The organism is Streptomyces sp. NPDC020747 (assembly GCF_044334695.1).
Lineage (GTDB): Bacteria > Actinomycetota > Actinomycetes > Streptomycetales > Streptomycetaceae > Streptomyces.
In genome coordinates this window covers 461,544-487,753 of sequence record NZ_JBIRTJ010000002.1, presented here as the reverse complement: position 1 = coordinate 487,753, position 26,210 = coordinate 461,544, and the positions used below count along the sequence as shown (strand labels likewise).

At 70.1% G+C, this 26,210-nt stretch carries 27 protein-coding genes and 1 pseudogene; 14 read left to right on the top strand and 14 right to left on the bottom strand.

Features of this window, described 5'->3' with window-relative positions:
• Nucleotides 1-92: 92 nt before the first annotated feature.
• From ACH4YP_RS07260 to ACH4YP_RS07235, 6 genes are all read right to left on the bottom strand, one after another.
• A complete protein-coding gene (locus tag ACH4YP_RS07260) occupies nucleotides 93-500 on the bottom strand; it encodes an ATP-binding protein (protein ID WP_361069818.1) in 408 nt (135 codons plus the stop codon).
• 446 nt (nucleotides 501-946) lie between these two features.
• Complete coding sequence (locus ACH4YP_RS07255) at nucleotides 947-1,366, bottom strand: (deoxy)nucleoside triphosphate pyrophosphohydrolase (RefSeq protein WP_361068963.1); 420 nt, start codon at nucleotides 1,364-1,366, stop codon at nucleotides 947-949.
• 42 nt (nucleotides 1,367-1,408) lie between these two features.
• Nucleotides 1,409-1,591, bottom strand: coding sequence for an SPOR domain-containing protein (locus tag ACH4YP_RS07250; protein ID WP_361068960.1), 183 nt, complete (start codon nucleotides 1,589-1,591; stop codon nucleotides 1,409-1,411).
• Between the two features lie 345 nt (nucleotides 1,592-1,936).
• Complete coding sequence (locus tag ACH4YP_RS07245) at nucleotides 1,937-2,689, bottom strand: GntR family transcriptional regulator (RefSeq protein ID WP_361068957.1); 753 nt, start codon at nucleotides 2,687-2,689, stop codon at nucleotides 1,937-1,939.
• A 147-nt stretch (nucleotides 2,690-2,836) separates the two neighbouring features.
• Nucleotides 2,837-4,090 (bottom strand): DUF4190 domain-containing protein, encoded by a 1,254-nt coding sequence (locus ACH4YP_RS07240; protein WP_398489756.1) that lies wholly within the window; start codon nucleotides 4,088-4,090, stop codon nucleotides 2,837-2,839.
• Nucleotides 4,091-4,503: 413 nt separating this feature from the next.
• Entirely contained in the window at nucleotides 4,504-6,123 is a 1,620-nt protein-coding gene (locus tag ACH4YP_RS07235; RefSeq protein ID WP_398489755.1) for a S8 family peptidase, read from the bottom strand.
• A 226-nt stretch (nucleotides 6,124-6,349) separates the two neighbouring features.
• Here ACH4YP_RS07235 and ACH4YP_RS07230 point away from each other — a divergent pair, with 226 nt between their 5' ends.
• Nucleotides 6,350-7,456 carry a threonine synthase gene (locus ACH4YP_RS07230; protein WP_361070820.1) on the top strand — a complete coding sequence of 369 codons (1,107 nt, stop codon included), beginning with the start codon at nucleotides 6,350-6,352 and terminating at the stop codon, nucleotides 7,454-7,456.
• A 136-nt stretch (nucleotides 7,457-7,592) separates the two neighbouring features.
• Here ACH4YP_RS07230 and ACH4YP_RS07225 read toward each other — a convergent pair whose 3' ends face one another.
• A complete protein-coding gene (locus ACH4YP_RS07225) occupies nucleotides 7,593-9,851 on the bottom strand; it encodes a DEAD/DEAH box helicase (RefSeq protein WP_398490031.1) in 2,259 nt (752 codons plus the stop codon).
• 115 nt (nucleotides 9,852-9,966) lie between these two features.
• A complete protein-coding gene (locus tag ACH4YP_RS07220; protein WP_398489753.1) occupies nucleotides 9,967-10,575 on the bottom strand; it encodes a rhomboid family intramembrane serine protease in 609 nt (202 codons plus the stop codon).
• A 158-nt stretch (nucleotides 10,576-10,733) separates the two neighbouring features.
• Between ACH4YP_RS07220 and ACH4YP_RS07215 the strand changes: the two genes are divergently transcribed.
• The 7 genes and pseudogenes from ACH4YP_RS07215 to ACH4YP_RS07185 all read left to right on the top strand — a co-directional run.
• On the top strand, nucleotides 10,734-10,868 hold the full coding sequence (locus ACH4YP_RS07215; RefSeq protein ID WP_361070814.1) for a hypothetical protein: 135 nt from the start codon (nucleotides 10,734-10,736) through the stop codon (nucleotides 10,866-10,868).
• Nucleotides 10,869-10,877: 9 nt separating this feature from the next.
• Nucleotides 10,878-11,096 carry a hypothetical protein gene (locus ACH4YP_RS07210; RefSeq protein WP_361070811.1) on the top strand — a complete coding sequence of 73 codons (219 nt, stop codon included), beginning with the start codon at nucleotides 10,878-10,880 and terminating at the stop codon, nucleotides 11,094-11,096.
• A complete protein-coding gene (locus ACH4YP_RS07205) occupies nucleotides 11,084-11,683 on the top strand; it encodes a hypothetical protein (protein ID WP_398489751.1) in 600 nt (199 codons plus the stop codon). Before ACH4YP_RS07210 ends, ACH4YP_RS07205 begins: the two co-directional genes overlap by 13 nt.
• Nucleotides 11,684-11,835: 152 nt before the next feature.
• Nucleotides 11,836-13,035 carry a serine hydrolase domain-containing protein gene (locus ACH4YP_RS07200; protein WP_361070805.1) on the top strand — a complete coding sequence of 400 codons (1,200 nt, stop codon included), beginning with the start codon at nucleotides 11,836-11,838 and terminating at the stop codon, nucleotides 13,033-13,035.
• A 220-nt stretch (nucleotides 13,036-13,255) separates the two neighbouring features.
• Nucleotides 13,256-14,392, top strand: a complete 1,137-nt coding sequence (locus ACH4YP_RS07195) for a hypothetical protein (protein ID WP_361070802.1) — start codon at nucleotides 13,256-13,258, stop codon at nucleotides 14,390-14,392.
• Nucleotides 14,393-14,467: 75 nt separating this feature from the next.
• A complete protein-coding gene (locus ACH4YP_RS07190; protein WP_398489749.1) occupies nucleotides 14,468-14,773 on the top strand; it encodes a type II toxin-antitoxin system RelE/ParE family toxin in 306 nt (101 codons plus the stop codon).
• 134 nt (nucleotides 14,774-14,907) lie between these two features.
• A pseudogene (locus tag ACH4YP_RS07185) lies at nucleotides 14,908-15,123 on the top strand (Uma2 family endonuclease); the annotation flags it as partial.
• A 225-nt stretch (nucleotides 15,124-15,348) separates the two neighbouring features.
• On the opposite strand, the gene ychF reads toward ACH4YP_RS07185, so the two are convergent.
• Nucleotides 15,349-16,437 (bottom strand): redox-regulated ATPase YchF, encoded by a 1,089-nt coding sequence (gene ychF / locus ACH4YP_RS07180; RefSeq protein ID WP_361070796.1) that lies wholly within the window; start codon nucleotides 16,435-16,437, stop codon nucleotides 15,349-15,351.
• Nucleotides 16,438-16,600: 163 nt separating this feature from the next.
• Here ychF and ACH4YP_RS07175 point away from each other — a divergent pair, with 163 nt between their 5' ends.
• On the top strand, nucleotides 16,601-17,167 hold the full coding sequence (locus ACH4YP_RS07175; RefSeq protein ID WP_361070793.1) for a DUF6542 domain-containing protein: 567 nt from the start codon (nucleotides 16,601-16,603) through the stop codon (nucleotides 17,165-17,167).
• Between the two features lie 80 nt (nucleotides 17,168-17,247).
• Here the strand turns inward: ACH4YP_RS07175 and ppgK are convergent, their stop codons facing one another.
• Nucleotides 17,248-17,994 (bottom strand): polyphosphate--glucose phosphotransferase, encoded by a 747-nt coding sequence (gene ppgK, locus ACH4YP_RS07170; RefSeq protein WP_361070790.1) that lies wholly within the window; start codon nucleotides 17,992-17,994, stop codon nucleotides 17,248-17,250.
• Nucleotides 17,995-18,023: 29 nt separating this feature from the next.
• Complete coding sequence (locus ACH4YP_RS07165; protein ID WP_361070787.1) at nucleotides 18,024-19,040, bottom strand: 4-hydroxy-3-methylbut-2-enyl diphosphate reductase; 1,017 nt, start codon at nucleotides 19,038-19,040, stop codon at nucleotides 18,024-18,026.
• Nucleotides 19,041-19,137: 97 nt separating this feature from the next.
• On the opposite strand from ACH4YP_RS07165, the gene ACH4YP_RS07160 reads away from it, so the two are divergent.
• From ACH4YP_RS07160 to ACH4YP_RS07145, 4 genes are all read left to right on the top strand, one after another.
• Nucleotides 19,138-20,526, top strand: a complete 1,389-nt coding sequence (locus tag ACH4YP_RS07160) for an APC family permease (RefSeq protein WP_398489746.1) — start codon at nucleotides 19,138-19,140, stop codon at nucleotides 20,524-20,526.
• Nucleotides 20,527-20,747: 221 nt separating this feature from the next.
• Nucleotides 20,748-21,968, top strand: coding sequence for an exodeoxyribonuclease VII large subunit (gene xseA / locus ACH4YP_RS07155; RefSeq protein ID WP_398489745.1), 1,221 nt, complete (start codon nucleotides 20,748-20,750; stop codon nucleotides 21,966-21,968).
• A gap of 9 nt (nucleotides 21,969-21,977) precedes the next feature.
• Nucleotides 21,978-22,223 (top strand): exodeoxyribonuclease VII small subunit, encoded by a 246-nt coding sequence (locus ACH4YP_RS07150; protein ID WP_361061554.1) that lies wholly within the window; start codon nucleotides 21,978-21,980, stop codon nucleotides 22,221-22,223.
• A 265-nt stretch (nucleotides 22,224-22,488) separates the two neighbouring features.
• Nucleotides 22,489-23,079 carry a malonic semialdehyde reductase gene (locus tag ACH4YP_RS07145; protein ID WP_143636673.1) on the top strand — a complete coding sequence of 197 codons (591 nt, stop codon included), beginning with the start codon at nucleotides 22,489-22,491 and terminating at the stop codon, nucleotides 23,077-23,079.
• A gap of 92 nt (nucleotides 23,080-23,171) precedes the next feature.
• On the opposite strand, the gene ACH4YP_RS07140 is transcribed toward ACH4YP_RS07145, so the two are convergent.
• On the bottom strand, nucleotides 23,172-23,690 hold the full coding sequence (locus tag ACH4YP_RS07140; protein WP_361061556.1) for a DUF4245 domain-containing protein: 519 nt from the start codon (nucleotides 23,688-23,690) through the stop codon (nucleotides 23,172-23,174).
• A gap of 125 nt (nucleotides 23,691-23,815) precedes the next feature.
• Here ACH4YP_RS07140 and glpX point away from each other — a divergent pair, with 125 nt between their 5' ends.
• Entirely contained in the window at nucleotides 23,816-24,847 is a 1,032-nt protein-coding gene (glpX, locus tag ACH4YP_RS07135) for a class II fructose-bisphosphatase (RefSeq protein WP_189837419.1), read from the top strand.
• A 102-nt stretch (nucleotides 24,848-24,949) separates the two neighbouring features.
• Here glpX and ACH4YP_RS07130 read toward each other — a convergent pair whose 3' ends face one another.
• Both ACH4YP_RS07130 and ACH4YP_RS07125 read right to left on the bottom strand, forming a co-directional pair.
• A complete protein-coding gene (locus ACH4YP_RS07130; RefSeq protein WP_361061558.1) occupies nucleotides 24,950-25,327 on the bottom strand; it encodes a WhiB family transcriptional regulator in 378 nt (125 codons plus the stop codon).
• 163 nt (nucleotides 25,328-25,490) lie between these two features.
• Complete coding sequence (locus ACH4YP_RS07125; RefSeq protein ID WP_361061560.1) at nucleotides 25,491-26,192, bottom strand: DUF1707 domain-containing protein; 702 nt, start codon at nucleotides 26,190-26,192, stop codon at nucleotides 25,491-25,493.
• Between the last annotated feature and the right edge of the window lie 18 nt (nucleotides 26,193-26,210).

Genomic DNA, 26,210 nt, shown 5'->3' with positions numbered 1-26,210 from the left:
GGGGGACGCTTGGGGCCGACTGGGGAACGGCTGCGCAACGACTGCGCAAGGACTGTGGAATGGCTTGGGATTGGCTGCGGAGCCGCTGCCTGTCAGCTCGGGAGCGCCAGTTCGAACCACACCGTCTTGCCCTTGCCGCCCGGTCGGGTGCCCCAGCGGCGGGAGGAGTTCGCCACGAGCTGAAGGCCCCGGCCGCTCTCGTCCTCGGGCTCCGCGTCGCGTTCCCGCGGTGGATCCGGGAGGGGGTCGGAGACCTCGACGAGCAGGACGCCCATCGGTTCCGGGGGGCGTACGAGGCGAACCCCGATGGGGCCCGTGGCGTGCCGCAGGGAGTTGGTGACCAGCTCGCTGACCAACAGCGCGGTCACGTCTCCGAGGGAGTCGAGGCCCCAGGCGTGGAGCTGGCCCCGGACGGCGGTTCGGGCGGTCCGGACGGCGCCTGGATCCGCGGGAAAGGTCCACTCGGCGATGTCGCCCTCGGTGTGGATCACGCAGATCACTCCCAGGCCAGAAGCGGACCGTGTCCGGTTTCATGGGGTTAATGGGCACATACCCGATATCCCGGGCGGAGTACCGTGCGCGAGGGCGCACTGTGGCACGAACGGCGTACTCGGCGCTCGTCTCAGCCGCCACATGCGCCTCGCGAGCCCGAGCGTCCCACGTACGGTGTGCGTCCCGCACCCCCCGCAGGTCCGAGTGCGCGAAGTTGTGATGGTCACACCTTTTGTTTCGCCCCCGCCGCCCTTACCCGTCCCGTCCCGTCCCGGGGGCCAGCCCCCGAACCCCCGCTCCTCAAACGCCGGAGGGGCTGAAGATTTCGCAGCCCGGGCCGACCCATTCAGCCCGTCCGGCGTTTGAGGACGAGCGCGCCAGCGCGATAGCGGGGGTCTGGGGGCGCAGCCCCCAGGGACGGGACGGGAAGGGGCGGCGGGGGCGGAAAAAGCCACTACCCCGCAGCCGCCCCGCTCCCCCAAACCCCCCGCGCAACCTCCATCACGGCCGGCACATCCTGCTCCAGCCACTCCACGTCCCAGAGCTCGTCGGGGGTCAACCAGCGGAGCTCGTCGTGGTCCTGGAGCGGCTTGGGCGCAGGCGAGTCGGACTGGAGCCGCACGGTCCAGACCTGGAGGGCGTAAGGCGACCTCAAGGGCCACTCCCCCGGAACCCGGTCAAGCACCTCGCACTCAACCCCGAGCTCCTCACGAAGCTCCCGCACGAGCGCCCCCTCGGGGGTCTCCCCGGACTCCACCTTCCCCCCGGGCAGCTCCCACCGCCCGGCCAACTCCGCGGGCGCACTGCGACGCGCGGCAAGGAGACACCCGTCGCTCAGCACGGCGGCTCCCACCACCACGATCCGTTCGGTCATGCGCCGGAGCCTACGGGAGCCCCACCGACACACCCGCACGCGTCACTTCGAGCCGTTCTGCCCGATCCGCTCGACCCAGTAGAGCTGCTTGTGCCCACGGTCGTCGAGGCTGTCCGCGATCTTCTGGGCCTCGGCCCTCGTCGCATACCTGCCGACGCGATAGCGATCGCCGTTGTCGTCCTGCCGTATGACGAGCCAGGGAAGTGTGATGGTGCCGTCGTTCATCGCGCCCCTCCGCTCCCCGCCCCCGGCTCGCGTCCTGCCCCGCCACATAAGGAAACCGCAATCCGCATATGCCCGAGCCTACGCCTAACCTTCACGCAGCGAATACGGCTTTTCACAAAGAGGTATGCGCGAGATGCCCGAGAGGTACGCAATCGGCCAGCACTAAGGGGGCGCATCCTCACGGACACGCCCCCTAGCCCCCCTCAGGCTCCCGCCGACAGCCCGGAGACCGCGCCGAACACCCCCGACGAGAACGACCGGATTCCACCGGCACGGCCCCCGGCAACCAGCAACCAGCAACCGACCCAAGTCACGGACAGTTACGGCAGTTACGTCGGCTGCGGCCTATTTCACCGGCAAGTGATAGGCGATCCGGTACCGGTCCGCCGGCACCACCACGTCCGCCGTCTCCACCGGCCGCCCCGACGCGTAGTACGTCCGCTGGATGACGACCACGACATGCCCGGGCACACCCCCCAGCGCCGACAGTTCCTCGGCGAGCCCGGGCCGCGCGCCCACCTCCTCCGTGACGTTGTCCACGATCACCTCGATGGCGGCCATGCGCTCGACGACGCCCATGCCGCCCAGGGGGCCCTCCTCGGGGAGCATCACCGGCGTGCGGCCCGTGACGGCGAGGGGCTCCCAGGAGGTGGAGAGCATCATCGCCTCACCCGCGTCCCGGAAGACGTACTTCGTGCACATCACGCGGTCGCCGGCCTGGAGGCCGAGCCGCTCGGCGATGGCACCGCTCGCCTCGGCCTGCGCGCTGTGCGACTCCCACGTACCGCGCGCGGAGGCGTCGGCCTGCTCCTGGCGGAACGGCGTCGCACCGCTGTCCGGCCGGTATCCGGAGCGGGCGACGCGGCGCGGCACCGGGCGCTCGCGCACATACGTCCCGGACCCGGAGCGGCCCTCGACCAGCCCCTCGGCCATCAGCACCTTGCGGGCCTCCAGGGCGACCGTGTCCGAGACTCCGTACTCCTCGCGGATTCTGGCCTGTGACGGGAGCCGTGTGTGCGGTGGCAGCGATCCGTCGGTGATCTTCTTGCGAAGATCACCTGCGACGCGCAGATACGCCGGCTGCTCACCGAATGTCACTGGCCACTCCCGTCAGGTTGTACAGACAGCTACAGGGTGGCAACCGTGGGTTGTGTCAGGCAAGTGCAGGCCAGAGAATCACTCGATGTGATGACTTGCGGCCGCTCAAGGCATTACGCAGGCACTTTCTCCCCGCTATGGCCGCCGTCACACCTCTGCGCCGCCGCCTCCTGTGCCGCCTCCCGTACCGGCGCCCTCACCGCTGTCGCCCTCGTACGACTCCGGCGACACCGAGGCGAGGCCCAGAGCCTTGCGTGTGGTGACCGTCTTCTTGGCGTCGGTGAGTGCCAGCGCGTTGTCGTAGTGCTCGTAGAAGACGTCCGCGTCGGCGGCCTTCGCCGCTTTCGCCCACTCCCCCTGCGCCTTGTCCAGGTCCCTGACCAGCGCGGCGACCGGTTCCTTGGCATCGGCGGGCCAGTCGTGGCCGCGCAGCATTCCGAGTTGCTCGGTGAGGGCGGCCGAGACCCTGTTCGCCCATTCCTTGTGGCCGGGCAGGTCGTCCTCGACGTACTCCTCCTCGGGCGCCGAGTCCATGGCCTCGTTGAGGACATGGGCCGCCTTCAGATAGGTGAGCTGGTCGGCGTCGAGGGTCGTCTCGTCCCGGCGCAGCGAGCCGGTCAGGCCGCCCCTCTCGTCCACGTTGCCGAACAGGCAGCTGATCTCGCGGTCTCCGAGACTCCAGCTGTCCCTGGTCGGCGTGAAGTAATAGATGTCGACGTTGTCCGGGATGGCCCAGGTGTCCATGGCGTAGGCGTACTGGAGTGTGTAGCACTTGTCGTCGGCGGCCTCGGTAATCTCGCTGTCACCGGGGTAACCGCCGCTCGCCATGCTGAAGTTCGCGAAGACCTCGCCGTCGTGCTCCTCGTCGCAGGGCACCGTGTCGACGTCGTACGCCATGCCCTCCAGCGAGCCGCCCGGCGTGTCGAAGCACTCGCCCTCGTCCACGGAGAAGGTGGTGCCGTTCTCGCGCGCCTCGCGCGCCCCCTCCTGGAAGCCGTCCCAGAACTCGGCCGCTCCGCCGGTGGCCAGCGCGAGGGCGAGGATCGCGGCGCCGATGCCCGACAGGATCATCCCGGCGATCGCCATGCCCTTGCCGCGCTCGCCCTTCTTCCTGATCTGCGACAGCGCGAAGAAACCGAGGATCAGGCCGACCAAGGGGAGGAAGCAGAGGATGCCGAGCACGAGTGCGGCGATGGCCAGGCCGTTGACCGGGGCCGGAGTGTTGTACGGGGAGTAGCCCTGCCCCCAGGGTTGATAGCCGTACGGGCCCGGCCCCTGGACCGGTCCCTGCGGCTGGCCCGGGTACGCGCCGTACGGGCCCTGCGGCCGGCCCGGCGGCGGGTACGGCCCCTGGGGGTGCCCCTGCGGCTGCTGGGGTCCGGAGGGCGGGGGTATCTCCACTAGTACCGTGCTCCTCGTCCGAGTGCTGTGTCCGGGTGGTGCGGTGACGTACGCCAGGCCGCATCGTAAGCGCGGCCCGGACAGGGACCCCATTTTCTTCGCCCCCGCCACCCCTACCCATTCCCGTCCCTTTTCGGGGGCCGGCCCCCGAACCCCCGCTCCTCAAACGCCGGAGGGGCTGATTTCAGCCCGTCCGGCGTTTGAGGACGAGCGCGTCAGCGCGATAGCGGGGGTCTGGGGGCGGCAGCCCCAGGGACGGGAATGGGAAGGGGCGGCGGGGGCGAAAAACCCCACGCCGACCACCAGCCGCAACGCACATCTCACCCCCGCCGCACGCCAGGTCGAAGACCATGAGCCGTGCCGCGGGGGCGAGGAGGACTACCGACAAGCCGCTACCGCCACGCGGCCGTCGGTCAGAACTGCAGCCCCCAGGAGTTGATGTACCCGGTGTCGAGGGACGCGTTGTCGCTCACTCGGAGTGTCCACGTCCCGTTGGCGACCTCGGACGAGGCGTTCACCGTGTACGTGGTGTTGATGTTGTCCGTCGAGCCACCGGTCCCGTACGCCTTCAGCGTGTAGGCACTCCCGTCGGGAGCGATCAACTGGACCTGGAGGTCACCGATGTAGGTGTGGACGATGTTCACCGGCACGCTCAGCGCGGCGGGCGCGTTGCCGGTGACGCCGCTCACCGTGACAGGCGAGTTCACGGTGGAGTTGTCGGCGATCGCGTAGTCCGCGGTGTTCTCGAAGAGGTCACCCGTCGGAGGCGGAGTGGTACCGCCGCCACCGACGTTCAGCAGACGGTTGGGCGAGCCCGTACCGGGGCTGGTGACGACTCCGGTGGTGGCGGAGCCGACCAGCGCCGTCTGGACGGCGGCCGGCGCCGCGGTCGGGTTGTCGGCCAGATAGAGCGCGGCGGCCCCGGCGACATGCGGAGTCGCCATCGACGTACCGGAGATGGTGTTGGTCGCGGTGTCGCCCGTGCCCCAGGCGGAGGTGATGGAGGAGCCGGGGGCGAAGAGGTCGAGGACCGTGCCGTAGTTGGAGTAGCTCGCCTTGGCGTCGGTGCTGGTGGTGGCGCCGACGGTGATGGCCTCGGTGACACGGGCCGGCGAGCGGGTCGAGGCGTTCGTCGTCTCGTTGCCCGCCGCCACGGCGTAGGTGACGCCGGAGGTGATGGAGTTGCGTACGGCGGTGTCGATCAGGGTGTCGACGGTCCCGCCGAGGCTCATGTTGGCGACGGCCGGCTTGACGGCGTTGGTCGTCACCCAGTCGATGCCCGCGACGACCTGGGCGGTGGTGCCGGAGCCCGAGTTGTTGAGGACACGCACGCCGACGATCTTCGCCTTCTTGGCGACGCCGTACGACGTGCCGGCGACCGTGCCCGCGACGTGCGTGCCGTGGCCGTGGCCGTCCTGGGCGGTGTTGTCGTTGTCGACGGCGTCGTAGCCGTAGGAGGCCCGGCCGCCGAAGTCGGTGTGGGTGATCCGGACACCGGTGTCGATGATGTAGGCGGTGACGCCCTCACCGGCGGTGTCGTCGTAGGTGTAGCTCTGGTTGAGCGGGAGGGCCGCCTGGTCGATGCGGTCGAGGCCCCAGGAGGGCGGGTTGGGCTGGGTCGCCTCGATGGAGAAGACGCGGTTCTGGACGACGGAGGCGACGGCCGGGTCGGCGGCGAACCTCTTCGCCTCGGCCTCGGTGGCCTCGACGGCGTAACCGTTCAGCGCCTTCTTGTACGTACGCTCGATCGTGGCGCCGTACTCCTTCGCGAGGGCCCTGCCCTCCGCCGAACCGGACGTCGCGGCGTCCGGGTGGAGCGTCACGATGTAGCTGTTCGCGATCGCGCCGGGTGCGCCGGCGTACTGGATCCGGCCTTCGGGGCCCGGGCCCGCGGCGGCCTGCGCCGGGAGGGCGGAGACGAGACCGGCGACGAGGGCCGCCGTACCGATGCCCGCGATACCGGCGAATCGGCGAGTACCGGTGAATCCGGTGATACCGGCGAGTCTTCGCCGGGCATGACGCATCACTGCCATCTGAGGATCCTCCTCAATCGGTGGTGCGCGGGTGGTGGGGGGTAGTGCGGTCGTACACACACAAAGGCGACAGGGTCATGTCAAGAAAAGGCCACATCACCCCTGCGCTCAGCCGAAAGATTGAGGCTTCCCCAGGAATTGCACAAGAGCCCTGCACACACGTAACGCAGGTGCCATATGCCAGTCATGACACTCCGTCACCAATCGGTGCATCTAACCTGCCGACATGACTCCCTTGCCGGATTGTTTCTGCCCGGTGGACGGCACGCGCGTCCCCATGGATTCGCTCGCGTGGTGCTGTCCGGTCTGCCGCGGCCCGCTCGACCTGGACTTCGCGCCCACGCCCGCCTCCCTCAAGTCCCTCGCGGGCAGGGTGAATTCACTCTGGCGGTACGCGGAGTGCCTGCCCCTGTCGTCCCCGTCGGTGTCGCTCGGCGAGGGCCGCACCCCACTGGTCCCGCTCAAGGACGGCGTCTCGGCCAAGCTGGACTTCCTGATGCCGACGCTCTCCTTCAAGGACCGCGGGGCCGTCCTGCTCGCCGAGCTGGCCCTGCGGCTGCGACCGGACCGGGTCGTGGCGGACAGCAGCGGCAACGCGGGCACGGCGGTCGCCGCGTACTGCGCCAGGGCCCAACTGCCCTGCACGGTCTACGTACCCGACGGTACGTCCGCGAAGAAGCTGGAGCAGATCGGGGCGCACGGGGCCCGCCTCGAAGTCGTCCCGGGCGACCGGGAGACGGCCGCGCGGGCGGCCCGGGAGGCGGCGGACGAGGAGGGCACCTTCTACGCCTCGCACGTCTTCAACCCGTACTTCCTGCACGGCACGAAGACGTACGTCCACGAGCTGTGGGAGGACCTCGGCGGACGGCTCCCCGAGGTGATCGTCGTCCCCGTCGGCAACGGCACGCTCCTGCTCGGCGCGTCCCTCGCGATCGCCGAGCTGCACGCGGCGGGAATGATCGACCGCCGGCCCGCCCTGTACGCGGTCCAGTCCGCGGCGGTCGCCCCGCTCGCCCATGCCTGGCACGAGGGCGCCGACGACCTGGTCGGGGTCACCCCGGCGGCCCCCACGTTCGCCGAGGGCATCGCGATCCCCCGGCCGCCCCGGGCCCGGCAGATCCTGCGCGCGGTCCGGGAGTCCGGCGGCACCTTCCTCACCGTGACGGAGGACCAACTCCGCCACGCCCAGAGAGACCTGGCCTCGCAGGGGCTGTACGTGGAGTCGACGGGGGTGGCGTGCTGGGCGGCGGTACGGGAGGGGGCGCTGGGGGCGCGCACAGCTGTCGTGCCCCTGTGCGGGGCGGGCCTGAAAACGGGGCTCGCGGATTCGTAGGGCTTCAGGTCGCCGCTCAGGTGCGGGGGGTGGGGGCTGAAACAGGGGCGCAGCCCCGTCTTTCAGGGGCGCGGGGAACTGCGCGAGCAACCCCGACCCACCCGCACCTGAAGATCAACCTCCGCCCAACCCCGACTCACCCCGCGGGGCGCCCCGCAGCCAACCTCTCCTGCTCCTCCTCCACGATCCGCCGAGCGATCGTCCCGTCCGACACGTCGACCGCGTCCGGCGTCGCCTCGGCGACATCGCTGCGACGGGCGTACGCGTCGAAGAGGCGGGACTTGCTCTCCAGGATCCGCAGCAGCCGGTCGTCCACGCTGTCCGTGGCGAGCAACCGGTGCACCTGGACCGAGCGGACCTGGCCCATGCGGTGGGCGCGGGCGACGGCCTGGTGCTCCAGGGTCGGCTTGACCTGCGGCTCGCAGAGGATCACGACGGACGCGGCCTGGAGGTTGAGCCCGACGCCGCCCGCCTCGATCTGGCAGAGCAGCACGGCGTGCCCGGACGCGGCCGTGAACTCGTCGACGAGCTGCTGCCGCCGGGTGGCGGGCACACCGCCCGCCAGCGGCCCCAACACCCCTTCGCCGACGGCCTGTTGGACGGTGGCGAGGACGTCCCGGAAGTAGGAGAAGACCACCACCTTCAGGTCGTTCACGGCGGCCTCCGCGACGAGCTCGCGCAGCCGCTGGAGCTTCGCCGACTTCTCGGCGTGCGCGTACGCGGCTCTGCGCATCGCCATGAAGTTCCCGGCGGCGACCGCCTCGCGGTAGGCGTCCTGGTCGGCGGCGCTGAACTCCTCCCACTCGTCGACCTGGACGAGCGCGGGCAGTTCGGTGAGCACGTCCTGCTGGTTGCGCCGCAGATAGGCGGGAGCGACGGACCTGCGGAAGGTGTGCGGGCCCGCGACGGCGTCGCTGCCCTGGATCCTCGGCACCAGCTCGGGCTGGAGGTAGCGGACGAGGGTGCGGAACTCCTCGACGCGGTTCTCCATCGGCGTACCCGTGAGGAACAGGACGCGCTCGCACCGGTCGGTCCAGCGCGCGACGGCCCGGGAGCGACGGGCGTCGGGGTTCTTGACGTAGTGGGCCTCGTCGACGACGAGCGCGGCGGGGGCGGCGGGGACCCCGGCCGGGCCTTTCGCACTCTTCCCGCCCCGCGCACCCTTCGCCGGGTCCGGGTCCGGGTCCGGGTCCGGGTCCGGCAGGCTGTGCAGCACGTCGAAGGTGGTGACCGCGACGCCACCGCGCTCGCGCCACTCTGCGTACGCGTCGAGCCGGTCGGGGCCGTGCACGGGGACCGCGCGCAGAGTGCTGCGGGAGCGGATCTCGCGCGTCCAGTTGATCAGTACGCTCGCCGGGCACACCACGAGGAAGTGCTTGTGCCCGTCGGCGGCGAGATGTGCGAGCACGGCGATGGCCTGGACGGTCTTGCCCAGCCCCATCTCGTCACCGAGGACCACCCGGCGCTGGGCGAGCGCGAACCGCGCGCCGAAGGACTGGTATCCGCGGAGCGAGACCCTCCGGTGGGTGTCGTCGAGCCCCTGCGCGTGCACCCGGTCCGCGACCTCGGCAGGCAGGAACCCCTCGGCGGCCTCGACATCGGGCGCGCTCCCGGCGATCTCGGCGAGCTGGCTGTAGTACTCCGGCGACCGCAGCTCGAAGTCCACCCACGCCTCGGCGTCGGACGCGGACTCCCGCAGCAGGTCGGTGGACGCCTGGGTGAGCAGCAGCGGTACGCCCTTGGCGACGGCGTCGCCCGTCAGCGCGCGGAGTTCCGCGACGGCGGCGAGGGCGCTCTCACGTCTGACCCGGCCCGTGAGGGCCATCCGCAGCCGCCCGGTGGCCGGACGGGCCGCCGGGAGAAGCGTCTTGAACCCGCGGTCGAGCTCCGTGGCGGCGTCCACGGCCCGGCGCAGTTCGGGTCCAGCCTCGACGAGCCGGCGCAGCGCGATGACGAGGGCGGTGGTCCGCGGTTCGGGGTGGTCGACGTCGATCCGTACGGACACGGTCTCCTCGACCGCGCGGGCGATCTGCCGGGCGGCGGCGAGCGCCTGGTCGGCGGTCTGGGCTCCGACGCCCGGTATCTGCCGCAGCTCGTACCGGCTCGCGTCGAACACGCCGCGCACCGATCCGAGCCCCGCCGCCTCAAGGGCCCCGAGCCTGAGCCGTCCCTCGGTGACGTCCTTCAGGCGGGAGACCGGGATGCCTTCCAGCTCCTGGGCGACCAGCTCGGCGAGGACCGGCGCGAGGGCCGTACGCACCTGGTCGACGGCCCGCGCGTGATCGTCGAGCACTCCTCGGGCGAGCCCGCGCAGCCGCTCGGCCCGCCCGACGACCGTACGGGTCCTCCGCCCCACCGGTACGGGGCTGTCGGCCGCCCCCTCACCCTCCGCCATGACGCCCCTCGTGTGCCGTACGCCGCGATGAGCGGTCATCCTTCCACGGGGGACCGACAGTCGCGCCGGACGTCGAACGGGCCGGTCGGCCGCCCGGTCCGCCGAGGCACTTCGGCTATGCGCGGGCTTCGCGAGGGCGGCGGAACACGAACGCCGAGGCCACCCCGCCGATGAGGCCGAAGAGATGCCCCTGCAAGCTGACTCCGGCCGTCGTCGGCAGGACGCCCCACAGGATCGAGCCGTAGACCGCGCCGACGACGAGCCCGATGACCACGTCACCGATCCGGCGGTCCACGAAGCCGCGGACCAGCAGATAGCCGAAGAGACCGAAGACGACGCCGGACGCGCCCGCGGTTATGGAATGTTCGGACGCGGTGAGCCAGACGCCCAGGCCGCTGACGAGGATCGTCACGGTGACGACGGCGAGGAAGCGGCGGATCCCGGACAGCGCGGCGAGGAAGCCGAGGAGGAGCAACGGCACGCTGTTCGCCGCGAGATGGTCCCAGCCGAAGTGCACGAAGGCGGCGGGCACGATGTCCCGCAGCTCGCCGAACTCGCGCGGCGTGATGCCGAACGTGTCCAGGGCGTGGCCCGTCGCCACGTCGATGGCCTCGATCACCCAGAGCAGGGCGACCCAGCCGCCCGTCAGCAGGGCCGCGTTCTTGACCCGCTCACCGCGCGACGCCGGAGCGGGAACAGCCACGCCGTACGGCCCGTACGCCATGAGAACCTCCTGGCTTCCCTCGTGTACTCCTCAACGCACGGAAGGCTCCGCCCGGTTCCCGCCCCGCGGCCGGCCGAAGCGGAATCACGACGACCACTCTCGGTCTCGTACTTTTTACGCATTGTGATCGTGCGCCCATGACCTCACTGTGATCTGCCATGGACAACGGATCACAGGCGTGGGAGACCCGCCTGGTCGAGCTGGTCGTGCCGGGCATCGGTCCGGTGGACCGCACGGAGGCGCTGGAGCCACCGGTCGTCCACCGGATCAGCGGGGACGAGGCCGCCGGCTGATACGCGGCGGTGGCGGAGGACGACACCGATCCGCCCGTCGAACGGCAGGTGTACGACTGGAACCGGCTCACGATCGGCGGCGCGGGCCGGGCGATGTGGCTGCTCCTGCTGCCCTTTCTGCTGATCAACCTGGTGACGTGGATGCAGCCCCGGCTTCCGCGGCACAGCAGGGTGTCGGGCTGGCTGTACGACTTCGGGGCCCGGCTGCTCGGACCATGGGGTCGGTGATCGCCGTGGCCGCGTTGTGGCAGATCCCGCCCGAACTGCGGCCTCGTATCGGCCTGTTGACCACGGGAAGCCCGATCGGCGCGGTGTTCGCACGCCACTACCCCGGCTATGTCACGGCCGAGTCCCTCGACGCCCTGGTCCACAACGAGGACGACGGCGACAGCGACAGCGACACTGACAGGACCCGCCTGCTCAGGACGTGGGTCAACATCCACCGCGAGACCGACCTGCTGGCCGGCCCGACCGGCGTCGGCGGTGTCGACCAGGAGTGGGTCGTCGGTGTCGACCAGGAGTGGAAGGACGGGGTGGCACCGATGGACCTCGACACCGGGCGGTCGCATGCCCGCACCCGCGCACAGCCCGTCTTCTGGCCCCTGGAGCGGCACAACGGATACCGCAGGGACCCCAGGATCGCGGCGGTCCGCAGAGCCATCCTGCACACCCTCGCCGAGCCGGCGCCTCCCCCGCCCGCTCCCCCGGTGACACCTGCTCCACGCCGGCCCACGCCTTCTCCCGCGCCTTCGCCCGCACCCGCACGAAGGGGGCCTGCCCCTGATCCGACCCCTGATCGGACCGGCCCCGTTTGACGCCCGCGGGGCTCCGGGGTGGGCCACCCGGGAAACCGGGGTGGCGCCGAACGAGTGGACTCGCCGGAACGATTACCGGACAGGGACCTCCGCGCGGGGTCCGGATGGTGACGTTGCCGTCCGAGCCCCTGACCTGGAAGAGGCGCCCCGAAATGCGACGTACCCCCTCCCGCCGGCTGTTCACCGCGGCCCTCCTCGTGGCGTCGGTACTGGCGCCGATGACGGCGATCCCCGCCACGGCGGTCCCCGCCACAGGCGTCGACCGGCACGACAAGGACGAGTGCCGGTCGGACGGTCTCGGTCACAAGCTGAACGCCCGGCTGGACAAGGCCATCGCGGGCGTCCGCCGGGAGGCCGACATCCCCGGTGTCATCGTCGGACTGTGGATGCCGGGCAAGGGATGCTACGTACGCGCGACCGGGGTCGCCGACACCGCGACCGGCAGGCCGATGACCACCGACCCGTACATGCGGATCGGCAGCGAGACCAAGACCTTCACGGTCACCGCGCTGCTCCAGCTCGTCGACGACGGACGGATCCGCCTGGACGACCCGATCTCCAAGTACATCCACGGCGTGCCGGGCGGCAAGCGGATCACGCTGCGCCACCTCGCCGAGATGCGCAGCGGCCTGTTCCCGTACAGCGCCGACCCGGACTTCGAGCACGATCTGCTGAGCGACCCGACTCGCTCGTTCACCCCGCGTGAGGTGCTCGCGTACGGCTTCAAGCACAGGAACACCTTCAAGCCGGGCAAGCAGTTCCAGTACTCCAACAGCAACCTCGTCCTCCTCGGCCTGGTGATCGAGAAGGTCAGCGGTCACAACCTCGTCGACTTCATCGACAAGCGTGTGCTCCGCCCGGCCCACTTGCGCCACACGCTGTTCCCCCTGGACGCCGAGTTCCCCGAGCCGCACCCGCGCGGCTACACCAACCAGACGCTGAGCGGCGAGGTCGAGGACGCCACGGACTGGAACCCGAGCTGGGGCTGGGCGGCCGGGGCGATGATCTCGAACCTGCACGACCTGCGCCGCTGGGCCAAGGTCGTCGCCACCGGAACACTGCTCAGCCCGCAGACCCAGAAGGAACGGCTCAAGACCCTGCCGACCGGCTTCCCCGGCACGAACTACGGCCTCGGCATCTTCGAGTCCGACGGCTGGATCGGTCACAACGGCTCCATCCCCGGCTACGAGAGCGTGACCGTCTACCTGCCGTCGAAGAAGGCCACCCTGGTGGTCCTCCTCAACACCGACATCTCCTACGAGGGCAAGGAGCCGTCCTCGGTCCTCGCCCAGAAGATCACCGAAATCGTGACCCCGAAGAACATCTACGACCGCCCGGTCCCGCCGCGCTAGTCCCGCGAGTCGAGAGCCCCGCGAGTCGAAGAGAACAATTCGAAGAGACTGGCACTTCAGGTCGGCCGACCCTGCTTGTCCGGGTCGGCCGACCCTTTACTTATGCAGGTCGGCCCGTCGAGAATGTCGTCTCACCCCCTGAACCAGACGAAACAGCGCGCCCCTCCCCCCACTCCCCTGACAGCACAGTCACCGGAGCTCCCGGAGAAAGGTGCGCGCCATGCGACGTACCACCGTCCTGACCCGCTTATGCGGCGGCTTCGCACTCGTCGCGGCCGCCGTCGCGATCGGTCTCACCCTTGTAGGGCTCGGCGTGCCCACTCCCCGGTGGGACGTCGTCGTGGCACTCGGGGTCGCCGCCCTGGCCGTCGGCGGATGGATACTGGCGTGCCGGGCGGCGCCCGCGGTGCGGGCCGAGTCGCCTGTGCCGGAGCCGGCCTCCATCCCGCGCTCGCTGCGCAAACCGCCCCATGACTGGGGACTGGCGGCGGGCGCCGCACTGACGATCGTCACTCCGATCGCCATGCTGCGATTCGGATTCTCCCTGCACGAGGGACCGCTGACGGGTTTCGTCGGCATCCTCGCCCTGGGCTTCGGCCTCTTTATGTTCGTCTACGTCGCGACCGACCTGCTGGGGCACCGGCTGGGGCCCCTCCAGCGCGTCCTGTTCGCGGACGCCGCCGAGGGGCAGGTGCACGCCGTGCGCGTACGGATCGGTGCACCCGTCTGGACACGGTACGAGAAGCGTGGCGACAAACCCGGCACGATCGAAGCCGAGCACTCGCAGTGGCTCGAAGTGTCATCGATCGAGGACGGCGTCCAACTGCGGGTCTACCCCATGTATCCGGCGGGCAACGGCACCGGCATTGGTCGCACCAGCACGGACCTGCTTCAGGCCGGACTCCAACTCGCCGGTCATGAGGCCTGGTTGTGCCTGCCGACGCGCTGGAAGCTGATCGAGAAGGGGCTTCCCGCAGCTCTCGTCGCCTCCACCGGGCACGTGGTGTGGGGCGAGCTCTCCCGCGACGCCGCCCGCCGGTACCTCACCGACCCCGTCAACGGCGCCGCCGTGAACCTGCACCCCACCTCCCCCGACCGGCCGAGTGTCGCCCTGCCCGGCCGCGCGAAGTTCCGCCAGGACGTGCACGGACGCCAACTCCTGTGGCTGTCGGCCGCGTTCGCACTGACCGCACCGACCCTGCTCGGCCAAGTGACGGGCTTCCTGGGCTCCTTGCTCTGCCTCGGCTCGGCTTTCGCCGCAGCAGCCTCAGGCCTGGCCGTCACCCGCCGCGCCGGCGAACAGCCCGGCACGATCGGCTGGACGGTCCGCGAGCACCGGGACCCGGCGATCCGGTAGCCGAGCCGAGGGGCACCGGGTCCCGGTCACCGGAGTCTGCGGCTATCGGGGCCATCAGTGGGACGTCGGAGCGCGATGAGCGAGCAACGCACCGTCTTCCGGCCCGAGGTCCAGGCGGAGCCGCACAAGATCCCCCGTGACATGGCGCTCCACATCCTGACCAGGCCGACCGAGCTGGAAAGCGACCCACTCGGCTTCAACACCACCACACTCGTGTCCCAGCCCGAACGGCGCCGCCTACGCGTGGGTGACCACCACGTCGTCCACACAATCGACGACGGTGTGCGGGTCGTGCGGGTCGTGCACCTCGGGCACCGCTCCACTTCCATGACACCTGCCACTGCGCCAGGAGCACATGCGGTCGGTCAGAACCCGCCATGAGCACCGTGCACGAGACCGCCGCCCGCCCAGAATCAGCACTGGCGGCAGCGGTTCGGACGGCGCGGGGACAGGAGGGCGATTCCACCGTCGGCGATCTCGCGGCCCGGGCCTCCCCGAGTCGCTACGGTTGAGCCATGACCGCTCTGCCCGACTGGATGCGCCCGCCACGCGCGGAAGGCTGGTTCGCGGAGGACCTGGACCACCTCCCCGAGGCACCACGCCACACAGAGCTGATCGACGGAGCACTCGTCTTCATGATGTCCCCGCAGCGGTCGCGGCACGGCCGCCTCGTCACTGGCCTCACAGTGGCACTCACGGCTCAGGCCCCCGACGGCATCGAAGTCGAGCGGATCGTACGCGCCGGCAGGAATCTTCCGCCACACCCTCCAACGGCCCCTGCCGTTCGAGATCAGCCTTGATCTCGACAAGCTCGCGCCGGGCCGGTCGAACTGACATCGCGAGTCCAAGTCAGCACCAAGTCAGCACGGGAAGGCGGAAGGGGTCGGACTCGACAGAGCCCGACCCCTTCTGACCTGCACGCTTAACGAATCAATTAACGCAAAGCACGCGAGCGGTTACACATTGAAGCGGAACTCCACCACGTCCCCGTCCTGCATCACATAGTCCTTGCCCTCCATGCGGGCCTTGCCCTTGGAGCGGGCCTCGGCTACTGAACCCGTTTCGACGAGGTCTTCGAAGGAGATGACCTCCGCCTTGATGAAGCCCTTCTGGAAGTCGGTGTGGATGACTCCGGCGGCCTCGGGGGCGGTGGCGCCCTTCTTGATGGTCCAGGCCCGGGATTCCTTGGGGCCGGCGGTGAGGTACGTCTGCAGGCCGAGGGTGTTGAAGCCGACGTGGGCGAGCGTGGCGAGGCCGGGCTCCTCGACTCCGACGGACTGGAGGAGCTCCAGGGCCTCCTCGTCGTCCAGCTCGGCGAGGTCCGCCTCCAGCTTGGCGTTGAGGAAGATCGCCTCGGCGGGGGCGACCAGTGCGCTCTGCTCGGCCTTGAAGGCGTCGTCGGTCAGCTCGTCCTCGTCGACGTTGAACACGTAGAGGAACGGCTTGACGGTGAGCAGGTGCAGGTCGTGGAGGAGGGCCTCCTGGTCCGAGTCCTGCTTGATGCCCGCGGCGAAGAGGGTCTGGCCGCCGTCCAGGATCTCCTTGGCCGCCTCGACCGCCGCCACCTTCGCCACGACGTCCTTCTTGATCCGCGACTCCTTCTGGAGGCGCGGCAGGACCTTCTCGATGGTCTGCAGGTCGGCGAGGATCAGCTCGGTGTTGATCGTCTCGATGTCGTCCTTCGGCGAGACCTTGCCGTCCACGTGCACGACGTTCTCGTCCTTGAAAGCACGGATGACCTGGCAGATCGCGTCGGACTCACGGATGTTCGCGAGGAACTTGTTGCCGAGGCCCTCGCCCTCGCTCGCGCCGCGCACGATGCCCGCGATGTCCACGAAGTCGACCGTGGCCGGGAGGATCTTCTGGGAGCCAAAGATCTCCGCCAGTTTGGTCAGGCGGCCGTCGGGGACGCCGACCACGCCTACGTTCGGCTCGATCGTGGCGAACGGGTAGTTGGCCGCCAGCACGTCGTTCTTGGTCAGGGCGTTGAACAGGGTCGACTTGCCGACATTCGGCAGACCGACGATTCCGATCGTGAGCGACACGTTGCGACTTCCCGGTACGTAAGGGTGGAGGACGATCCAGACGATCCACCAGTCTACGGCGTTCCGCGCCCCGTACCGGCGACGTATCGAACGCTTGGCCAAGGTCGGCCAAAGCGCGTGTCCCGGGACCTATTCCGCACATAACCCGACCTAAGTTGGACCTGTGGAGCAACACAGAACTCGTCCCCCTCAGTCACCGCCGCAGCGACGCGGCACGCCCCTTCCCCCGCAGGCCGGACGGGGCGGGACCCGCACGGCCCGACAGCCCGGGGCCGGGGCCGGTGTCCCGAGGACCGCGACGGCCGGGTCACCGCTGGTGCAGGCCGTACGCCGGTTCCCCAACCCCCGGCTCACCGGGCTGGGCAGCGGGCTGTTCTGTGCCGCGGTGATGTTCGCGCTGGCCTGTCTCGACGCACTGCTGTTCGGGTCTTCGCTCGTCGTCTACGGGGTGCTGTTCCTGCCCGTGTGCGCGTTGACGGCGGTGTGGGTGCGGCGGGCCGACCTCGTCACGGCGGTCGTCGCCGTGCCGATCGCCTTCGCCGTCGGGCTGCTGCCGATCGCGGACAGCAGTGGAGGATTCTTCGGGCGGGTGATGGGGCTGGTCACCGCTCTCGCGCTGCACGCGGGGTGGCTGTACGGGGGCACGCTGGTCGCCGGGCTCATCGTCACCGTGCGCAAGGTACGGATGATGAGCCGCCGTGCGGCGCAGCGGCGCCGGGCAGCCGCCTGAGGTTCCAGCCCCCTGGGTCCCCCCGGATCTCCCTGGATCCCCCTGGGGCGGTCGGCGCCCGGCGTCGCCGACGGTGGTCGCTAGTCCGCCTTCGCCGCCCGCATCGCCGCGCCCACGATCCCCGCGTTGTTCTGCAGCTGGGCCGGGACGATCTCCGCCTTGACGCCCTCGATCAGGGGCAGGAACTTCTGGGACTTGCGGCTGACTCCGCCGCCGATGATGAAGAGCTCGGGCGAGAAGAGCATCTCCACATGGGCGAGGTACTTCTGGACGCGGTGGGCCCAGTGCTCCCAGGAGAGGTCGTGGTCCTCCTTGGCCTTGGTGGACGCGTGCTTCTCCGCGTCGTGGCCGTTCAGCTCCAGGTGGCCCAGCTCCGTGTTCGGCACCAGGACGCCGTCCACGAAGACGGCACTGCCGATCCCCGTACCGAACGTGAGCAGGATGACCGTGCCCTGGCGGTCGCGGCCCGCGCCGAACTGCATCTCGGCGACGCCCGCCGCGTCCGCGTCGTTCAGCACGGTCACCGGCAGTCCGCCCAGCCGGTCGCCGAGCAGCGCGCGGGCGTCCGTGTCGATCCAGCCCTTGTCCACGTTGGCGGCCGTGCGGATGGTGGCGCCGCCGGTGACCACGCCCGGGAAGGTGATCCCGACCGGGCCCGTCCAGCCGAAGTGGCCGACGACCTCCTTCACGCCGTCCGCCACCGCGTCGGGGGTCGCGGGATGCGGCGTGAGCACCTTGTGGCGCTCCTCCGCCAGGTCGCCCACGTCCAGGTCCACGGGAGCGCCCTTGATCCCTGAGCCGCCGATGTCCACACCGAAGATCTGCATGGCTCTACGTTACGTCGTACGACGGACAGTCACTCCGCCGAGGGGGTGCCTGCGGTGCGCTCCGCCACCAGGGCGGCGGCCTCGGCGCGCAGGTCGCGGCGCAGTTCCTTGGGGAGGGAGAACGTGATCGACTCGTCGGCCGTCTTCACCGTCTCCACATCGCCGTAGCCACGCTCGGACAGCCACTCCAGTACGCCGTCGACCAGTACGTCCGGGACCGAGGCGCCGGAGGTCAGGCCGACGGTGGTGACGCCCTCCAGCCAGGCCTCGTCGATCTCGGCGGCGAAGTCCACCAGGTGCGCGGCGGAGGCACCCGCGTCCAGGGCGACCTCGACCATGCGGATCGAGTTCGAGGAGTTCTTCGAGCCGACCACGATCACCAGCTGAGCGTCCTCGGCGAGCTTCTTCACCGCGATCTGGCGGTTCTGCGTGGCGTAGCAGATGTCGTCGCTGGGCGGGGAGATGAGCTGCGGGAACTTGTCCTTGAGGGCGTCGACCGTCTCCATGGTCTCGTCGACCGACAGCGTGGTCTGGGAGAGCCAGACCACCTTGGAGGGGTCGCGCACCTCGACCTTGGCGACGTCCTCGGGGCCGTCGACGAGCGTGATGTGCTCGGGCGCCTCACCGGACGTGCCGATGACTTCCTCGTGGCCCTCGTGCCCGATCAGGAGGATGTCGTAGTCCTCCTTGGCGAAGCGGACGGCTTCCTTGTGGACCTTGGTGACCAGCGGGCAGGTCGCGTCGATGGTGGCGAGCTTTCCGGCCGCGGCCTCGTCGTGGACGACCGGGGCGACGCCGTGCGCCGAGAACATCACGATGGACCCCTCGGGGACCTCCGCCGTCCGCTCGACGAAGATCGCACCCTTCTTCTCCAGGGTCTGCACGACGTACTTGTTGTGGACGATTTCGTGGCGGACATAGATCGGGGCCCCGTACTGCTCCAGGGCCTTCTCGACGGCGATCACGGCACGGTCGACTCCCGCGCAGTAGCCACGGGGGGCGGCGAGGAGGACACGGCGGCCAGTCGAAGCAGTCATGTGTCCCATCGTAAGGCCGCGCCCTGCGCGTCAAAGATCGCCGCCTTGGGGAGACTGGTCGGGAGCTGGGAGGGGTGGGGCCAGGCGCGACTCTCGGGAGGTACGGATGTCCGGCACGGATGCCTCAGCCCGCGCGGCCGACGACGAACACGGCGACCGCGACGAACACAGCCTGCGGCGGAATCTCGGCTTCCGCGATCTGGTCGTCTACGGGCTGCTGTTCATCGCCCCCATGGCGCCGGTCGGCATCTTCGGGACCCTCGACGCCAGGTCGCACGGGGCGGTCGCGCTGGTCTACGTCGTCGCCACGGTCGCGATGGCGTTCACCGCTTTCAGCTACGCCCAGATGGTGCGCGTGGTCCCCCAGGCGGGTTCGGTGTTCGCCTACGCGCGCGCGGCGCTCGGAAAGGAGGCGGGGTTCGTCGCCGGCTGGATGGCGATGCTGGACTACCTCCTCATCCCCGCGGTGGCGTACCTCTTCTCCGGGATCGCGATGAACGCCCTGGTCCCGGAGGTCTCGCGGTGGGTGTGGACGGCACTCGCCGTCGTCGTCACGACACTGCTCAACCTGTGGGGCGTACGGGCCGCCGCGCGCGTCGGTTTCCTGGTGCTCGCGATGGAGATCGTGGTCCTCCTTGTCTTCGTCGTGTCGGCGGTCGTCGTCCTCGCGCGCGACGGGGCCCAGCGGGGGTGGCTGTCGCCGCTGTCGGGGGACGGCTCCCAGGGGGCGTTCGCGCTGTCCGCCGTCGTCGGGGCCGTGTCGATCGCCGTGCTCTCCTATCTCGGCTTCGACGCGATCGCCTCCTTCGCCGAGGAGGTGACCGGGAGTTCGGAGAAGGTGGCCAGGGCGGTGCTGTTCTGCCTCGCCCTCGCCGGTGTGCTGTTCATCGCGCAGACGTATCTCATCGCCCTGCTCGAACCACTGTCGTCCGCGCAGCTCGCCGCCGATCCGGGCAAGCAGGGGTCGGCGTTCTACGACGCCGTGGACGCCTCCGTCGGGACGTGGCTGCACGATCTGGTGGCCGTGAGCAAGGCGATCGGGGCGGCGTTCGCGGCGCTGGCCGGGCAGGCGGCGGCCGGGCGGCTGCTGTTCGCGATGTCCCGGGACCGGCGGCTGCCGCGGGCTCTGTCCCGGACGGACTCCGGGGTGCCGCGGGTGGCTCTGCTCTTCGCGGCCGTCATCACGATGGTGGCCGCGGTGTGGGCCGCTCGTCGGGACGACGGGATGGACCATCTGGTGTCGGTGGTCGACATCGGGGCGTTGACCGCGTTCACGTTGCTGCACGCGAGCGTGGTGGGGTGGTTCGCCGTGCGGCGGCGGGGTGGGGCTGTGGTGTGGTGGCGGCATGTGCTGATGCCGGTTGTGGGGGCGGCGATCACTGTGGCCGTGATCGTCGAGGCTTCGGGGACTGCGCAGGTGGTGGGGGCGGTGTGGCTGGTTGTCGGGGTGGGGGTGTTGGTGGCACAGCGAGGGCGAGCGCCTGCGGATCGCTGACCTGGGGATTTCGCCCCCGCCGGCCCTACCCGTTCCCGTCCCTTCTGAGGGCTGCCGCCCCCAGACCCCCGCATCGCGCTGACGCGCTCGTCCTCAGACGCCGGACGGGCTGGGTGGGACGGGGGTGGGTGGGCGATCGGGCTGAACGGCCTCGTCCTCGAACGCCGGACGGGCTGAAGGTGCTCGACCGCGATGTCCGAGGTGGCGGCTACGCTCGCCGCATGGCTCTCAACACGTCCTCGGACGCCCCCATCCCCGTCGGTGAGGTGTCGCGGCTCATCGGGGGGTGGATCGACCGGCTCGGGGCGGTGTGGGTGGAGGGGCAGATCACCCAGTTGTCGCGGCGGCCGGGGGCGGGGGTGGTGTTTCTGACGCTGCGCGATCCGTCGTACGACATCTCGGTGAGCGTGACCTGCTACCGCCAGGTGTTCGACGCGGTCGCCGACGTGGTGAGCGAGGGCGCCCGGGTCGTCGTGCTCGCAAAGCCCGAGTGGTACGCGCCGCGTGGGCAGTTGTCGTTGCGGGCCGCCGAGATAAAGCCGGTGGGTGTGGGTGAACTGCTCGCCAGGCTGGAGCAGTTGAAGAAGTCCCTCGCCGCCGAAGGGCTGTTCGCCGCCGAACGCAAGAAGCCGCTGCCCTTCCTTCCCCAGCTCATCGGACTCGTCTGCGGCCGTGCCTCCGCCGCCGAGCGGGACGTGCTGGAGAACGCGCGCCACCGCTGGCCCGCCGTCCGCTTCGAGGTGCGCAACGTCGCCGTTCAGGGCGTCCACGCGGTCCCCCAGGTCGTCCAGGCGGTGAAGGACCTGGACGCGCTCGACGGCGTGGACGTGATCATCGTGGCGCGCGGCGGCGGCAGCGTGGAGGACCTGCTCCCGTTCTCGGACGAGCAGCTCGTACGGGCGGTCGCGTCCTGCCGTACACCGGTCGTCTCGGCCATCGGGCACGAACCCGACAACCCGCTGCTCGACCACGTGGCCGACCTGCGCGCCTCCACCCCCACCGACGCGGCGAAGAAGGTCGTTCCGGACGTCGGCGAGGAGTACGAGCGCGTCCAGTTCCTGCGGGACCGCGCCCGCCGCAGCGTCGAGTCCCTCATCGACCGGGAGGAGAGAGGCCTCGCTCACGCGCTGGCCCGCCCCTCGATAGAGGATCCGCACCGGATGGTCGACGAGCGCGCCGACCATGTCGCCTCGCTGCTCGACCGCGGCCGCCGCACGCTCGGGCACCTCCTCGACCGAGCCGATTCGGAGCTGTCGCACACGCACGCGCGCGTGGTGGCCCTCTCCCCCGCCGCGACCCTCAAGCGGGGTTACGCCGTGCTGCAGACGTCCGACGGCCACGCGGTCCGGTCCCCGGACGAGGTGACGGCGGACGAGTCCCTGCGGGCGCGGGTCGCCGAGGGCGAGTTCACGGTACGAGTCGATGTCCGAGACAGACCCTAGGGTGGGCGCATGACCAGCAGTACGGACGAGGCGCTCGGGTACGAGCAGGCACGGGACGAGCTCATCGAGGTCGTACGACGCCTGGAGGCGGGCGGTACGACGCTTGAGGAATCGCTCGCCCTGTGGGAGCGGGGCGAGGAGTTGGCCAAGGTGTGCCGGCGGTGGCTGGACGGCGCCCGCGCCCGCCTCGACGCGGCTCTGGCGGGAGCGGGGGAGGAAGCCGGGGAGGAGTCCGGCGACTCCGACTCCGAGTAGCGCGGGGTCCCGCGGCTGGCTCCGGGTAGCTCGGGGTCCTGTGGCCGGCTCCGGCTCCGAATAGCTGGTGGCCGTCAGCCATGGGAAACCCCTCCCAAGAACACCCTTCGTGCTCACGTTCACAGCCGCTTCGCCAACCCTCGCGCCTGTGAATCGGATCACCATGCTCCAGTTTTGGTTGAACACTAAACTTCACCGACGTACCTTCGGGAGTGCAAGGCGATCCCCCGACGGGGTTCGACGCCCTCCCCGAAAAGGTTGATTCATGTCCCTCGTCCTTGACCCCACCGCCCAGGACCTGCTGTTCCGCGAGGCCCGCACCGCGAACGCCTTCACCGACGAGCCGGTCTCCGAGGAGCAGGTGCAGGCGATCTACGACCTGGTCAAGTTCGGCCCGACCGCCTTCAACCAGTCCCCGCTGCGCATCACCCTGGTCCGCTCCGCCGAGGCCCGCGAGCGCCTCGTGCAGCACATGGCCGAGGGCAACCAGCCGAAGACGGCCACCGCCCCGCTCGTCGCGATCCTCTCCGCGGACAACGAGTTCCACGAGGAACTCCCGCACCTCTTCCCGCACTTCCCGCAGGCCAAGGACGTCTTCTTCGCCGAGCGCCCGGCCCGTGAGGGTGCCGCCTCCCTCAACGCCGCGCTGCAGGCCGCGTACTTCATCATCGGTGTCCGCGCCGCCGGCCTGGCCGCCGGCCCGATGACGGGCTTCGACTTCGCGGGCGTCCAGAAGGAGTTCCTCGACGGCGACCACACCCCGCTGATGGTGGTCAACATCGGCCGGCCGGCCGAGGACGCCTGGTTCCCGCGCTCCCCGCGCCTGGAGGCCGACCAGGTCATCACGACGGTCTGACCCTCTCCACGGTCCGACCCCCTCCGTACGCATGACGACGGCCCCCGGCACGAACGCCGGGGGCCGTCGTCATGCGTACGGGCCCAGCGGGCCTACTCCGTCTTCAGGGCCTGGGCCATCTTCGTCAGCTGAGCGAAGGACGCCGTGCCTGTCACCACCGTCGTCGAACCCTTCTCCTGGAGGACGAGAGCGTCGTACTTCGGGCCCTCGTACCGCTGCCAGGAGTGCTCGCCGATGCGTTGCGTCTCGTTCGTCTCCTCGGCACCCTGGCTCGCGTCGTCGATGAACGTGACGGGCTTCTGAGTCGACTGCTCGATCGCCACGTACTCACCGTCGGGGTCGTGGAAGCCGAGGTGCCACGCGTCGAAGTCGGCGCCCTGGAACCGCACCGACGTCGCCTTCCACTCCTTGGACAGCCCCTCGGGCGCCGCCACCGGATAGGCGGCCGCGCGGCGTGCCGTGAGGAGTTCCACGCGGTAGTCGACCCGCTTGAGAGGGGGCTCCGAGTCGTCATTGGGAATGAAGACGTAGATGAATCCCGCGACCATGCCGATCAGGCCCAGGGACAACACCATGTCCCGGACCGACTGCTTGCCTTTCATACCTGCCACGTCCCCATCGTCGCAGGTGTACTGGTCTGCTCATCCGTGGGCCCCCCTGCTCATTTTGTCGGACTGAGGATAGAGTCGGGCCGAACCCTCATCCGGCCGTCGCCGTATCAGAAAGGTGCGCTCCGATGACCGAGCATCACTTGCCGTCCGAACTCGAGGTCCCGTCCGAGGCCCCCGACCGAAACCTCGCCCTTGAGCTCGTCCGGGTCACCGAAGCCGCCGCCATGGCCGCGGGCCGCTGGGTCGGCCGCGGCGACAAGAACGGCGCCGACGGCGCGGCCGTACGTGCCATGCGGACCCTCGTCTCCACCGTCTCGATGAACGGCGTCGTCGTCATCGGCGAGGGCGAGAAGGACGAGGCCCCGATGCTCTACAACGGGGAGCGCGTCGGAGACGGGACGGGCCCCGAGTGCGACATCGCCGTCGACCCGATCGACGGCACCACGCTCACCGCGAAGGGCATGACGAACGCGATCGCGGTGCTGGCCGCCGCCGACCGCGGCACCATGTTCGACCCGTCCGCGGTCTTCTACATGGACAAGCTGGTCACCGGCCCGGAGGCCGCCGACTTCGTCGACATCAACGCGCCCGTGTCCGTGAACATCCGCCGGGTCGCCAAGGCCAAGCGCGTCACGCCCGAGGACGTCACGGTCGTCATCCTCGACCGGCCGCGTCACGACGGCATCATCAAGGAGATCCGGGAGACCGGCGCCCGTATCAAGCTCATCTCCGACGGCGATGTCGCGGGCTCGATCCTGGCGCTGCGCGAGGGCACCGGCATCGACCTGCTGCTCGGTATCGGCGGTACGCCCGAGGGCATCATCTCCGCCTGTGCGGTGAAGTGCCTGGGCGGCACGATCCAGGGCAAGTTGTGGCCCAAGGACGACGAGGAGCGCGCCCGGGCCGTCGACGCGGGGCACGACCTCGACCGCGTCCTGTTCACCGACGACCTGGTCTCCGGCGAGAACGTCTTCTTCGTCGCGACCGGGATCACCGACGGTGAGCTGCTGCGGGGGGTTCGCTATCGCCCCGAGACCGCGACGACCGACTCGATCGTGATGCGGTCCAAGTCGGGGACGGTGCGGCAGATCAACTCGGAGCACCGGCTGGCGAAGCTGCGGGCGTACAGCGCGATCGACTTCGATCGCGCCAAGTAGGTTCGCCGGCTGCGCCGTTCACCGGCGCTGTACGGCAACGGCTGATTCTCGTACGCCGATGGGGCGCCCCTTGTGCGGAGGGGCGCCCCATCGGTGTGAGAGTCAGCCGGCGGCGGCTATCGGGCCTGTGGCACGGGCCGCCTTCTGCAGTTCGAGGTCGCGGCGGCGGCGCCGGGCCAGGACCACTCGGCGCTCGGCGGCGGTGAGGCCGCCCCATACCCCGTACGGCTCGGGCTGCAGCAGCGCGTGCTCGCGGCATTCGACCATCACCGGACAGCGTGCGCAGACCCGCTTGGCCGCCTCCTCCCGGGACAGCCGGGCCGCGGTTGGTTCTTTCGAGGGCGCGAAGAACAGCCCGGCCTCGTCCCGGCGGCACACGGCCTCCGTGTGCCAAGGGGCGTCCTGGTCCCTCTCGCGCACCGGCACCGACTGGGGCGGAACGGCAGCGACCTGCAGGGACTGATGCGGCGGATGCAGCACGGTCTACTCCTGACGACGGCTTCGCGAGCGAGAGACGATGCAGCAAGGCCTACCCGCTGTACGCGCGCCTATGCACTCAGTTCCGAAGCGCGGGAGATCCCGACCGGCACTGGACCGTCACTACTGGACCAATACCCTCCGCTCGCCGGGAAATTCGCGACCGTCAATGCCCGAGGTGTTTGCGCAACTTGGCGTTCACCCGGTCCCCGACCCGGTCGAGGATGTCCTCGATCAGCTTGCCGCGCTTGGGTTTTGCCTCGATATTTCCCAGTATGGCCAGCCCGTCCACGTACACCACGGGTGCGTCGTGGTCCGGCGAATCCAGCGTGTCCACCTCGAAGTTGCCGAGGACGCCGCCGCCGTTGCCGCGCAGCGACACGTTCTCCGGGACGCGGATCTCGACGTTGCCGAACACCGAGATCACCTTGATCACTACCTGCTGGTGCTCGAAGACCGCCTCGCTGAGGTCTATGTCCACGGTGCCGAAGATCGCGTACGCGTGCGTGCGGCGGCCTATGCGCCAGCGGCCCTTGCGGACCGCCGCGCTGAACACCGCCACCACGTTCTCCTCGGCGACCGGGGGGACCGTGCCCGGGGTGGGGCGGTTCGGCGCCGGGGCGAACGTCGCCGCCGGGTGGGACCGGTGGGCCACCGGCAGGTCCGCCACGAGTGGTTCCAGCTCGCCGACGGTCTTGGCGCGGAAGACGTCCTCGACCCGCTCGGAGTGCTCCTCCGCGGTGAGGCGGCCCTCGGCGAGGGCCTCGCGCAGGATGTCCGCCGTCCGGTCGCGGTCGGCGTCGGACGCCCGGAGGTCGGTCTGCTTCCGAAGGTCGGGTGCGGGTGAGGTGCGCTTCTCTAGGTCCACGACAGCAGCGTACCCAAA